The sequence below is a fragment of the Apibacter adventoris genome (assembly GCF_002964975.1).
In the GTDB taxonomy this organism is placed as follows: domain Bacteria; phylum Bacteroidota; class Bacteroidia; order Flavobacteriales; family Weeksellaceae; genus Apibacter; species Apibacter adventoris.
This window is the reverse complement of record NZ_PSZM01000043.1, coordinates 20,321-32,726: the sequence shown is the minus strand read 5'-3', so window position 1 is coordinate 32,726 and position 12,406 is coordinate 20,321. Positions and strand designations below refer to the sequence as shown.

The window sequence follows — 12,406 nt, the reverse complement described above, 5'->3', positions numbered from 1 at the left end:
AAATAAATATGAAAATAGGCGTTTTGGCTTTACAGGGAGCTTTTATTGAGCATAGAAAAATATTGGAGGGAATAGGAGTAAAAACATTTGAAATCCGCCAGAAAAAAGACTTATTAAAAAATATGAACGGTATTATTTTACCTGGAGGAGAAAGTACTACTATAGGCAAGTTATTGAGAGATTTAGATATGTTTGAAGATTTAAGATATAAAATTATAGAAGGACTTCCTGCTTTTGGAACTTGTGCAGGATTAATTTTACTTGCTAAAAATGTAGAGAAAGGTCAATCTCATTTGGGAATAATGGATATTACAGCTAAAAGGAATGCTTATGGCAGGCAGTTGGGGAGTTTTTTTACAGAAGCAGAGTTTAAGGGGATTGGTAAAATCCCTATGACCTTTATCCGTGCTCCATATATTACAACAACAGGAAAAGAAGTAGAAATTTTATCAGAGGTTGAAGGACATATAGTGGCAGCAAAAGAAAAAAATATATTAGTAACCTCATTTCATCCGGAACTCACTCAATCCAATTCAGTACATAAGTATTTTATAGAAAGCTTTATAAACAAAAAATAATAAAAAAGCTATGATAAAAAGAATTTATAGTTGGCTGTTTTTTATCTTTTTTACTTTAGGGTATTCTCAACAGGTTTTTGAAGTTCAGAACTTTTCAGAAAAATATTATGCCAAAGTTTCTGTTCAGGATTCTTCTGAGGTGTTTACTCCTGGAGTAATTACTGTATACAACAAAAAAACAGGAAAAGAATTAGTTAAAGTAGAATCCGAAGAATTAGCTCCCGATTTTACAACAGAAGGGAATATTAAAGCAAATATATTACAATTACCTTATGGAGAACAAAGTCTTTTGATTTATGATGATTTCAACTTTGACGGTATTTCCGATCTGGCTTTACAGGATGGGCAAAATAGTTGTTATCACGGACCATCATATCAGATTTATCTGGGAACAAAAAATGGATTTATACACAATAAAAAATTTACAAGGCTGGCACAAGAATATTGTGGAATGTTTTCTTATAACAAGGAAGAAAAAAAGATTTATACAATGACTAAGAGCGGCTGTTGCTGGCATCAGTTTTCGGAATTTGTTATAGAAAATAATCAACCCGTAGCTGTGAAAATTGTTGAAGAAGATGCTTTTAAAATCCCTTTTTACACCAGTACCATTAAAGAGAGGAAAAATGGAAAAATGCTCGAGTCATCAGAAACAGTTATGGATAAAAAAGATGAAAGCATTAAGAGCTTTTTATCTTTTACCATAAACAAAAACAATAAACAATTGATTTTGTTCAATATAAACAATCGTACGCTAAATTATGCTATTTTAAAAGAAAATGATGTAGTAGAATTTTCATATCCGATAGAAACCATATATCAAAATCCGGATTTTATTTATAGTGCATCTGAAAATGTTGTAAGTTTTAAAAATAAAGATGCCGAATACCAGATTTATGATAAGGATAAAGAGATAGGAATTTTGATTAATATAGATGGGAAAACTTATAACTGGAAAGGTAATAAAGCTACCCAACAAGGGAGTTTAAAGAAATTATTGGAAATAAATTTAGATAATGTTGTTATAAAATAATTTTGTACTATACAAAATGTACTTTTATAAGTACAAATATTTTATATTAATTTAAATTTTTTCAGCTTACAGGCTAATATCCTTATGGTATTCTAAAAAAACAGGAAATCTATATACAGATTTTACAGGCATTCCGTTTACTTGGGCGGCTTTCCATTTTCCGGAAGTAAGTTTTATTACTCTTATAGCCTCTTCGCCACAACCATCACCAATATCTTCAATTATTGTAGGATTAGAAATAGTTCAGTCTTTTTCCACCACAAATTTAATTAAAAAGCGGCCTTCAGTTCTTTTATTAATTGCGGTTTCAGGGTATTTTATGTGTTTTGCAATAAAATTTCTTAAAGCTGCTATTCCTTCAAAATATTGAGCTTCCACTTCTGTATTTCCATCAAAAATAGTATTTTCATTTATAAAATTTGTTGGAGGAGCGGGAATGACATCATATTTCTGTCTGAAAAAGAGAACTGGAATAAGAAATAATAGAAAGAAAGAACGTTTTTTTTATAGATAAAAATATTTTGTATATATTGTTAATGCATTTTTTTTGATTTTCTTTTAGGTTTGAGTTGAGGTTCTGTAGGTATTCTAAAAAAAACAGGAAATCTATATACAGATCTTACAGGCATTCCGTTTACTTGGGCGGCTTTCCATTTTCCGGAAGTAAGTTTTACTACTTTTATAGCCTCTTCGCCACAACCATCACCAATATCATCTATTATTGTAGGATTAGAAATAGTTCCGTCTTTTTCCACCACAAATTTAATTAAAAAGCGGCCTTCAGTTCCTTTATTAATTGCGGTTTCAGGGTATTTTATGTATTTTGCAAAAAAATTTTTTAAAGCCGCTATTCCTTCAAAATATTGAGCTTCCACTTCTGTATTTCCATCAAAAATAGTATTTTCATTTATAACATTTGGAGCTGCGGGTAGCGCTAGAAGAGTATCTTTTTCCTGACAAAATAAAGGAATTGATACTAAGGATAAGAACAATATAAATAACTTTTTCATTAAGATAAATTAGATTAATAATCCATTTACTAAATAAATGTTAACTACAAAAATACTAAATTTTAATAAAATAAGTACAATTTATATCTTAATTTTAATCCTTATTTTTGAGGTAAATTTTTAGAACTAAACAATAAACTATAATGAATAAATATCAGAATCCGTTAGAAAGCCGCTATTGTAGTGATGAGATGTTATATAATTTTTCACCGGAAAAAAAATTTACAACCTGGAGAAAATTATGGGTAGCTCTGGCAGAAATAGAAAAAGAATTGGGGCTGGATATATCAGAAGAACAAATAAATGAGCTGAAAGAAAATGTGGAAAATATTGATTTTGATAAAGCGGCAAAATATGAAAAAAAATTTCGTCATGACGTTATGGCACATGTACATGCCTATGGAGATGTAGCTCCTGCCGCACGTCCGATTATACACTTAGGGGCCACCTCTGCCTTTGTGGGAGATAATACAGATCTTATACAAATTCGTGACGGATTTGAGTTAATAAAGAAAAAATTAGTAAATGTAATTAACGGCTTGCATAATTTTGCTCTACGATACAAAGAGCTCCCTACCTTAGGATTTACCCATTACCAACCGGCACAATTAACCACTGTAGGTAAAAGAGCCACCTTATGGCTTCAGTCCGTTTTATTAGATTTAGAGGAATTAGAATTTCGCATAGATACATTACGGTTCCGTGGAGTAAAAGGAACTACCGGAACAGCTGCAAGCTTCAAGGAATTATTTAATGGAGATTTTTCCAAAGTAAAGGAACTGGATAGAAAACTTTCAGAAAAATTTGGATTTACTCATGTTTTTAAAGTAAGCGGACAAACCTACGATCGTAAAGTAGATGCTCAGGCATTGGAGTTGCTTTCCAATATAGCCCAGTCAGCACATAAATTTACTAACGACTTGCGTTTATTACAAAACCTTAAAGAAATAGAAGAACCTTTTGAAAAGAATCAGATAGGATCCAGTGCCATGGCATACAAACGAAACCCGATGCGTTCCGAAAGAATATCTTCTCTCGCTAAGTTTGTAATATCCTTAACGACTTCTCCTGCCATGGTAGCTTCTACTCAATGGTTTGAAAGAACTTTAGATGATTCTGCAAACAAAAGATTAAGTATCCCTCAGGCATTTTTAGCTGTAGATGCCATTTTAATTATATGGAATAACATTTTGGATGGAATAGTAGTTTATCCTAAGATGATAGAGAAACATATCAACGAGGAACTTCCATTTATGGCTACAGAATATATTATTATGGAAGGAGTAAAAAATGGAGGAGACCGCCAGGAGTTGCATGAGATTATACGTATTCATTCTATGGAAGCAGCTAAGCAGGTGAAAATCGAAGGGAAATCCAATGATCTGATAGAAAGGATTATTGCAGATGAAAAAGTACATATAGATAAAGAAAAATTGTTACAACTATTGAATCCAATCAATTTTATTGGATTTGCTCCCGAACAAACAGAAGAGTTTTTAGATCAGGAAGTTAATCCTATTTTGAAGAAATATAAGGATTTGATCGGAATTAATACAAACTTGAAAGTGTAAAAACAGGATTAGAAAATTACTCATTGCACTCTCTTGTTTTTTCTTTATTTTTATAGTGATGTATAGGCAACATATAATGATGTTGGAAGTTACTTAGAAGAGACAATCTTTTTATAAATCAAGGAAGTAGTATATAATATTTTATTTTAAATTAACTGCATATGAAAAATTAGAGGAGGAATAATCAAAGGAAATAGGTTGATAATATCTTTAAAATAAAAATAAGATGTAAAAAATTATAACGTATATTTGTACGTAACAAATATTATAAATTTAAAAAGCATTTGTATATGTTTGCAATATGGGCAAACGTTTCTACGACAAACCGTAAATTTGTCTCTATAAATGTTAATTAACATTCTTTTGTTAATTTTTAATTATAGAGACTAAAAGAGGAAAAGTCAAATTAAAATATGGACAAAAGAATTTTTATAGAAAAAAGAGATAATTTTGATTGGGAAAGTCAGAACCTATTTAGTGAACTTAAACTAATATATCCTCTAATTACTTCTTTAAAAGTATATCTCATTTACGATTTATTTACAATTTCTGAACAAGACTTTCAAAAATCTATATTTAATGTTTTTGTAGATAAAGTAACAGATATTTTACATATAAATAATCCGGCAAAAAATACACACTTTGCAGTAGAATATCTTCCGGGACAATACGATCAACGGGCTGACTCTGCACAACAATTGATAGCCGTTTTAACCGGTAATACAAGTTGTGTAGTAAGAACAGCAAAATTATACGATATTCAAGGGATAGGAGATATATCTTCTATAAAAAAATATCTTATCAATTCTGTGGACAGTAAAGAAAAAGACCTGAATATTTTAATAAATACTAAATCGGAAAAACCAATACCGATAAAAAAATATGAAGGCTTTATGAATTTTAATGATTCCCAACTCACAGAATTTTATAAACAGCAAGGCTTTGCCTTCGATTTAGACGATCTTAAGTTTATTCAGAAGCATTTTAGTCAAATACAGAGAGATCCTACAGAAACTGAATTAAAAGTTTTAGATACATATTGGAGTGATCATTGTCGTCATACTACTTTTATGACCGAATTGACGGATATACGATTTGAGGGAAATTTTAAAGAGACCTTAGAAAAAATATTTTCACAGTATCTTAAATTACGTAAAGAACTAAATAGGGAACATAAACCTATTAATCTGATGGATTTAGCCACGATAGTTGGGAAATATTTTCGTCAAACGGGAAAATTAAAAGATTTAATAGTTTCTGATGAAATTAATGCTTGCACTATTGAAGTAAATGTAGATGTCAACGGAAAAGAAGAACCTTGGTATCTTTTGTTTAAAAATGAAACGCATAATCATCCTACAGAAATTGAACCCTTTGGTGGAGCTTCTACTTGTATAGGAGGAGCCATAAGAGATCCGTTAAGTGGAAGGGCTTTTGTATATCAGGCTATGCGAGTTACAGGGGCAGGAAATCCTTTGGAATCATTTGACAAAACCCTTCCAAATAAGCTTCCTCAAAGGAAAATCGTCCAAAAAGCAGCAGATGGATTTTCTTCTTATGGTAATCAGATAGGATTAGCAACTACCCATATTTCCGAGATATATGATGAAGATTACAAAGCAAAGCGAATGGAAGTAGGAATGGTTGTAGGAGCTGTGCCCCAAGATTGGGTACGTAGGGAAAAACCGATAGAAGGAGATAAAGTCATAGTTTTAGGAGGTAAAACCGGCCGAGATGGAATAGGTGGAGCTACCGGATCTTCTAAGGTACATGATGAAAAATCCATTCATACTATGAGTGCAGAAGTTCAGAAGGGAGATGCCGTACAAGAAAGAAAGATTCAACGTTTTTTCAGAAATAAGAAAGTTATTCAATTAATAAAAAAATGTAATGATTTCGGAGCTGGAGGAGTTTCCGTAGCTATAGGGGAATTGGCAGAAGGTTTAGAAATTAATTTAGATGTACTTCCTACAAAATATGAGGGATTAAACGGGACAGAACTGGCAATTTCAGAATCTCAAGAAAGAATGGCTGTGGTTGTGGATCCTAAAGACGTTAACACATTTATAGAGTTGGCTGAAAAAGAAAATATTTTAGCTGTAGAAGTAGCTAAAGTTACATCAGACAAAACTTTGAAAATGTATTGGAAAGGTAATAAAATAGTAGATCTATCTCGAGATTTTTTAGACACTCATGGCTCAGCTAAAACTCAAGAAGCACATGTAAAGATAAAAAATCAACTTTTTCAAAATAAGAAAATATTCCTTACTCAAGATTATTTAAAAAAAGAATTATCCTCATTAGAACATTGTTCTCAAAAAGGATTAATTGAGAAATTTGATAATTCTGTAGGAAGATCAACAGTCTTAATGCCGTTGGGAGGAAAAAATCAATTAACTCCGGCAGAAGGCAGTGTTCAAACTCTTCCTATACAGAAAGGGAAAACAAATACGGTTTCTTTAGCCACTTGGGGATTTTCTCCGCAAATAGCTAAAAATAGTCCTTTACATGGCGGAGCTTATGCCGTAGTAGAGTCAGTAGCAAAGGTGGTGGCTTTAGGAGGTGACTATAAAAAGATACGGTTTAGTTTTCAGGAATATTTTGAAAGACTAGGTACGGATCCTGAAAAATGGGGAAAACCTTTATCTGCACTTTTAGGGGCAATACAAGCACAGTTAGCTTTTGAGTGTGCAGCTATTGGAGGTAAAGATAGTATGTCAGGAACTTTCAAAGAATTAAATGTTCCGCCTACACTAATTTCTTTCGCTTGTGCTATTGGAAATAAGAACCATATTATATCTCCGGAACTGAAAGAAAAAAATAATAGAATTTATCTATTTAAGCATCTTCTATTAGAAGATGAAATGCCGAATTATACTCAGCTGAAAAAAATTTATTCTTGGATACATGAACAAATTTTACATAAAAAAATTGTTTCTGTAAAAACCATTAAAAATTCACATCCCGCAGTAGAATTAGCCAAAATGGCTATTGGAAATGATTTAGGGTTCGAGGTAGATATTGAAAATGAAATATATACTATTGGTTCACTGTTGTTTGAGAGTACTGAAAAATTGATATACCCAGAAATCTATGAAATAGGAAAAGTAATTCATGAACCTATATTAAAAATTAATTCTCAAAATTTTATATTAGACGAACTTAAAAATTCTTTTAAAGATACTTTAGAACCAATTTTTGCCACGGAAACTCCGATAATAAAACAAATACAGAAATATAACATTCCAAAAAAAGAACCTAAAAATAATCCTTTTATTAAAAAAAATATAGAAAAACCTAAAGTCGTAATTCCTGTTTTTCCGGGAACTAACTGCGAATATGAAAGTATAAAGGCGTTTGAAGAAGAAGGCGCAGGGGTAACATCAGTACTTATCAACAATCTAAACTTAACTAAACTAAACAATTCTATTCAGGTTTTTGAAAAGGAATTGCAAAACACTCAGATTTTGATGTTACCCGGCGGTTTTTCGGCAGGAGATGAACCCGATGGATCAGCAAAATTTATGGTTTCTATATTAAAAAATGAAAAAATTAAAACACAAGTTCATGATTTATTACAAAGAGGAGGACTAATTTTAGGAATTTGTAACGGTTTTCAAGCTCTGGTTAAATCCGGGTTATTACCTTATGGAAAAATACAAGATTCAGAAATCTATTCTCCAACTCTTACCCATAATAAAATAGGAAGACACGTTTCTCAAATGGTTACAGTTAAAGTAGTTTCAGATAGGAGTCCCTGGCTAAAAGGAATGAAAGATGCAACCTATACCATTCCGGTTTCTCATGGAGAAGGATGTTTCTATGCAGATGAAAAAAATATAAAAGAACTTATAAAATATGATCAGATAGCTACTCAATATGTAGATTTTCAAGGAAATCCATCGATAAATATGCCGCATAATCCTAATGGATCTGTTTATGCTATAGAAGGATTGGTGAGCAAATGTGGACAGATATATGGACGAATGGGACATCCTGAAAGATTTGAAGACGGATTAATGATCAATATACCTGGTACAAGGTATCACAACATATTTAAAAATGCAGTAGATTATTTTAAACAAAGTATATAATCTTAATTCCAAAAGTGTTGATGAAAAGTCAGATTGTACAAAAAAATATTTAAAAAACAAACCATGGAAAAAAATGAATTTCTATACGAAGGCAAAGCCAAACAAGTTTACACTACAGATGAAGTAGATAAAGTAATTGTTCATTATAAGGACGATGCAACTGCTTTTAATGCTCAGAAAAAAGGAACAATTGCGGATAAAGGAATTATGAACAATGAAATTTCTACTTATATTTTTAAATATTTAGAAAGAAATGGAATTTTTACACACTTTATTAAGAAATTAGATGAAAGAGATCAATTGGTACAAAAAGTATCTATAATACCCTTAGAGGTAATTGTAAGAAATTATATTGCTGGAAGTATGGCTCAGCGTCTAGGTATAGAAGAAGGAACCAAATCTCCGGTAACCATCATAGAAATTTGTTATAAAAAAGATGAATTAGGAGACCCGCTTATAAATAATGATCATGCAGTAGCACTTGGAGTGACTACCTATGAAGAATTAGATAAAATTTTTAAAATTACAAGAAAAATTAATGATCTTTTAAAAGAAATATTTCTTAAAATGGATATTATTTTAGTAGATTTTAAAATAGAATTTGGGAAAAATTCTAAAGGAGAAATTTTATTAGCAGATGAAATAAGTCCGGATACATGCCGATTATGGGATAAAAACACATTGAAAAAATTGGATAAAGATAGATTTAGAAGAGATTTAGGTGACGTAGAAAATGCATACCATGAAATACTAAATAGAATTAAAAAAATTATTTCTTAAAAATGCACCTTAATTATTACTAATGCATAGGGATTATTATAAAAGAAACAAATACAGAGCTGCAGAAAATCTTCTCTATGATTCTCCGGAAGAAGAGTGTGGAGTATTTGGAGTATATTCTACTCAAAAGATAGATACATTTTCATTAGTACAGTTTGGACTTTTTGCCTTGCAACACAGAGGGCAAGAAGCATGTGGATTTTCCGTGTTAAAAGATGGTTTCATACATACAGTAAAACAAGAAGGATTGGTACTGGATGCTTTTAAATCAGTAGAAAGCGCAGAAGATTTCCAGGGAAATGCAGCGATCGGACATACACGTTATACAACAGCAGGAGATAAAAAAAGATATAATTACCAGCCTTTATTCGCTAAAAATCAATATGATAAAACAATATTGTCTATAGCACATAACGGTAATTTGGTTTGTATCGAGCCTATTAGAAAGAAATTAGAACAAGAAGGAATAAACTTTTTAGCTACTTCAGATACAGAAGTAATGTTACGACTTATTCAAAAATACCTTGATAAAGGTATAGAAAATGCAATAAAACAAACAGTTACCAATATAGAAGGAGCATACTCTGTTTTAGCACTTACAGAAAATAAATTAGTAGCTTTTAGAGATCCTAATGGTATACGCCCCTTATGCATAGGAATTGTAGATGAAAATACTTATGTATTAGCTTCCGAATCTTGTGCTTTAGATGGAGTAGGAGCACAGTTTTTTAGAGATGTGCTTCCGGGAGAAATGATAATAATAGATGAAGAAGGATTAAGATCTGAAATAATATTTAAAAAAGCTCATCAGAGAATTTGTTCTTTCGAATATATATATTTTGCTCGTCCTGATTCCATAATTGAGAATATAGAAGTGCATAAAGTAAGAATGGAAAGTGGAAAAAAATTATATGAACAAAGCCCTGTAGATGCAGATATGGTTTTAGGGGTACCTGATTCCGGAGTACCTGCTGCGATAGGATATTCTAAAGCATCAGGAATTCCCTTTATGCCGGTACTTATTAAAAATAGGTATATAGGACGTTCTTTTATAATACCTACCCAAGAGATGAGAGAAAGAATTGTTAACCTTAAATTAAATCCTATACACTCTGAAATAAAAGGTAAAAGAATAGTAATTATAGATGATAGTATTGTAAGAGGAACAACATCCAAACGTTTAGTCAAAATATTAAAAGAGTCTGGTGCTAAAGAAATACATTTTAGAAGTGCTTCTCCCCCCATTATAGCCCCTTGTTTTTTAGGAATTGATACTCCGGATAAAAGATATTTAATCTCTTCTAATAAAACACGGGAAGAGTTAAGAGAATATTTAAAAGTAAATTCATTGGATTTTTTAAGTTTAGAAAGTTTATATGAAATATTAGGGAGTAAAAATCATTGTTTCGGATGTTTTACAGGAAAATATCCGGTAAATAAAAAAAATTACAAAGTTGATATTTCAGCTTTGTAAAATAACTAATTGTAATTTTTGTTATTGTGAAGATCACCTTTGTATATAAGGTGGTTTTTGTATTATATAGTTATAAAACTTCTTTATGAAATTCTTCTAAAAAATTTATCATGTAATTATGTCGTTCTAAAGCTATTTTTTTAGCAGTTTCAGTATTCATTAAATCCTTTAACTTTAATAGTTTTTCATAAAAATGATTTATTGTACAAGATGTATTTTTTTTATATGAATCCATATCAATATACTCATTAGGACTTTCTTCAGGATTATATAATTCTCTTCCTTTGCTTCCTCCATAAGCAAAAGCCCTAGCTATTCCAACGGCCCCCATAGCATCTAATCTATCAGCATCTTGAACAATTTTTGCTTCTAAAGAAGAAGGAGTAGAATTATGACCTCCCTTATAAGATACTTCAGAAATAATTTGAATGATTTCTTCCGCAAAATCCTCTGAAAATTCTAAAGAAATAAGTAAAGGAAAAACGATTTCTTCGGTTTTATCTTTTCCGTTATTCAGTTTATAATCACCTATATCGTGAAGCCAGGCAGATACAATTACCTTTAAATTATTAGCAGTTTCAAAAGGCAATATTTTTTGAGCATTGTTTACTACTCTTTCTATATGCCAATAATCATGACCAGAACTATCCATAGATAATTTTTCTTTGACATATTCTTTTATGATTTTTATATGTTCCGTTTGATTCATTTTTTTTAAATAAGATTAGTATTCAGTAAACAAGAAATATACTAAGAATATAATTTATAAGTTCTGAATATTAAGAAGTAAGGGTATAAAATTTATTTTAAAATAAAGAATAAAAAAAGCACTAACCATAAATGAGATTAGTGCCCTATATATATAATATTTAATTATCCATTAAATATACCAATATTAATAAACTTGTTTTGTCTATGTTCTACTATTTCTTTTGAAGACATCTTTTCTAATTCAGTATAGGCAGTAAGCACTTGTTTTTTTAATGCCTCATAGGCTTTTTCAGGATTATAATGAGCGCCCCCAAGAGGCTCTTTTATAATATCATCAATGATACCTAATTTTAATGAATCTTCCGCTGTTAATTTTAAGTTTTCTGCAGCTTGTGCTTTATACTCCCAACTTCTCCATAAGATAGAAGAACAACTTTCCGGAGAAATAACAGAATACCAAGTATTCTCCATCATATAAACTTTATTACCCACACCGATGCCCAGAGCACCGCCACTAGCTCCTTCACCAATAACAACACATATAATAGGAACTTTAATTGTGCACATTTGAAGTATATTTTGAGCTATAGCTTCTCCTTGTCCTCTTTCCTCAGCTTCTAGCCCCGGATAGGCTCCGGGAGTATCAATCAAAGTTAATATCGGAATATTAAACTTTTCAGCTACTTTCATTAATCTTAAAGCTTTTCTATACCCCTCAGGATTGGGCATACCAAAACGTCTGTATTGTCTTTCTTTTGTATTTTTGCCTTTTTGCTGGCCAATAATCATAAAGGTCGTTCCATCTATTTTTCCTAATCCACCAACCATAGCTTTGTCATCAGCGAAACTTCTATCTCCATGGAGTTCTATAAAAGTATTATCTGTTAGAGCATAACAATAGTCCAAAGAATAGGGGCGGTTAGGGTGCCGAGATAGTTGAACTTTTTGCCAAGGAGTTAAATGATCATATATGTTATGTTTGGTTTCTTGAATCTTATTTTCTATTTCTTTACATGTAGAAGCAACATTTACACCGCTGTTTTTTCCGACTGCAATGCATTTATCAAGTTGTTCATCCAATTCTTTAATAGGTAATTCAAAATCTAGATATTCCATTTTAAGATTATTTGTTACTAATAAAATACTTTAGTTAAA

9 protein-coding genes and 1 riboswitch are annotated in these 12,406 nt (G+C 31.0%); of the genes, 6 read left to right on the top strand and 3 right to left on the bottom strand.

All coding sequences use genetic code 11. The features are described from left to right. The first annotated feature begins 8 nt into the window (after window positions 1–8). Together pdxT and C4S77_RS08930 are read left to right on the top strand one after the other, a co-directional pair. Window positions 9–578, top strand: coding sequence for a pyridoxal 5'-phosphate synthase glutaminase subunit PdxT (gene pdxT, locus C4S77_RS08935; RefSeq protein ID WP_105247252.1), 570 nt, complete (start codon window positions 9–11; stop codon window positions 576–578). Between the two features lie 10 nt (window positions 579–588). Beyond that, window positions 589–1,611 carry an XAC2610-related protein gene (locus tag C4S77_RS08930; protein ID WP_105247251.1) on the top strand — a complete coding sequence of 341 codons (1,023 nt, stop codon included), beginning with the start codon at window positions 589–591 and terminating at the stop codon, window positions 1,609–1,611. Between the two features lie 533 nt (window positions 1,612–2,144). Here C4S77_RS08930 and C4S77_RS08925 read toward each other — a convergent pair. After that, window positions 2,145–2,621 (bottom strand): energy transducer TonB, encoded by a 477-nt coding sequence (locus tag C4S77_RS08925; protein ID WP_105247250.1) that lies wholly within the window; start codon window positions 2,619–2,621, stop codon window positions 2,145–2,147. 143 nt (window positions 2,622–2,764) lie between these two features. Here C4S77_RS08925 and purB point away from each other — a divergent pair, with 143 nt between their 5' ends. From purB to purF, 4 genes are all read left to right on the top strand, one after another. Next, entirely contained in the window at window positions 2,765–4,192 is a 1,428-nt protein-coding gene (gene purB / locus C4S77_RS08920; protein ID WP_105247249.1) for an adenylosuccinate lyase, read from the top strand. Between the two features lie 264 nt (window positions 4,193–4,456). After that, window positions 4,457–4,554, top strand: a riboswitch (purine riboswitch). A gap of 51 nt (window positions 4,555–4,605) precedes the next feature. Next, window positions 4,606–8,286 carry a phosphoribosylformylglycinamidine synthase gene (locus tag C4S77_RS08915; protein WP_105247248.1) on the top strand — a complete coding sequence of 1,227 codons (3,681 nt, stop codon included), beginning with the start codon at window positions 4,606–4,608 and terminating at the stop codon, window positions 8,284–8,286. Between the two features lie 63 nt (window positions 8,287–8,349). Next, window positions 8,350–9,066, top strand: coding sequence for a phosphoribosylaminoimidazolesuccinocarboxamide synthase (gene purC / locus C4S77_RS08910; protein ID WP_105247247.1), 717 nt, complete (start codon window positions 8,350–8,352; stop codon window positions 9,064–9,066). A 22-nt stretch (window positions 9,067–9,088) separates the two neighbouring features. After that, on the top strand, window positions 9,089–10,540 hold the full coding sequence (purF, locus tag C4S77_RS08905; protein WP_105247246.1) for an amidophosphoribosyltransferase: 1,452 nt from the start codon (window positions 9,089–9,091) through the stop codon (window positions 10,538–10,540). A 70-nt stretch (window positions 10,541–10,610) separates the two neighbouring features. Here purF and C4S77_RS08900 read toward each other — a convergent pair whose 3' ends face one another. Together C4S77_RS08900 and C4S77_RS08895 are read right to left on the bottom strand one after the other, a co-directional pair. Then, entirely contained in the window at window positions 10,611–11,249 is a 639-nt protein-coding gene (locus C4S77_RS08900; protein ID WP_105247245.1) for an HD domain-containing protein, read from the bottom strand. 164 nt (window positions 11,250–11,413) lie between these two features. Next, the gene (locus C4S77_RS08895; protein ID WP_105247244.1) at window positions 11,414–12,367 is read right to left on the bottom strand and encodes an acetyl-CoA carboxylase carboxyltransferase subunit alpha; all 954 of its coding nucleotides are present in this window, start codon (window positions 12,365–12,367) and stop codon (window positions 11,414–11,416) included. Between the last annotated feature and the right edge of the window lie 39 nt (window positions 12,368–12,406).

What these genes read in the sequence shown, in the direction of transcription:
- C4S77_RS08930 (WP_105247251.1), top strand. Translation starts at nt 589, where the DNA reads ATGATAAAAAGAATTTATAGTTGGCTGTTTTTTATCTTTTTTACTTTA.
- pdxT (WP_105247252.1), top strand. Translation starts at nt 9, where the DNA reads ATGAAAATAGGCGTTTTGGCTTTACAGGGAGCTTTTATTGAGCATAGA.
- C4S77_RS08895 (WP_105247244.1), bottom strand. Translation starts at nt 12,367, where the DNA reads ATGGAATATCTAGATTTTGAATTACCTATTAAAGAATTGGATGAACAA.
- purF (WP_105247246.1), top strand. Translation starts at nt 9,089, where the DNA reads ATGCATAGGGATTATTATAAAAGAAACAAATACAGAGCTGCAGAAAAT.
- C4S77_RS08915 (WP_105247248.1), top strand. Translation starts at nt 4,606, where the DNA reads ATGGACAAAAGAATTTTTATAGAAAAAAGAGATAATTTTGATTGGGAA.
- purC (WP_105247247.1), top strand. Translation starts at nt 8,350, where the DNA reads ATGGAAAAAAATGAATTTCTATACGAAGGCAAAGCCAAACAAGTTTAC.
- C4S77_RS08925 (WP_105247250.1), bottom strand. Translation starts at nt 2,621, where the DNA reads ATGAAAAAGTTATTTATATTGTTCTTATCCTTAGTATCAATTCCTTTA.
- purB (WP_105247249.1), top strand. Translation starts at nt 2,765, where the DNA reads ATGAATAAATATCAGAATCCGTTAGAAAGCCGCTATTGTAGTGATGAG.
- C4S77_RS08900 (WP_105247245.1), bottom strand. Translation starts at nt 11,249, where the DNA reads ATGAATCAAACGGAACATATAAAAATCATAAAAGAATATGTCAAAGAA.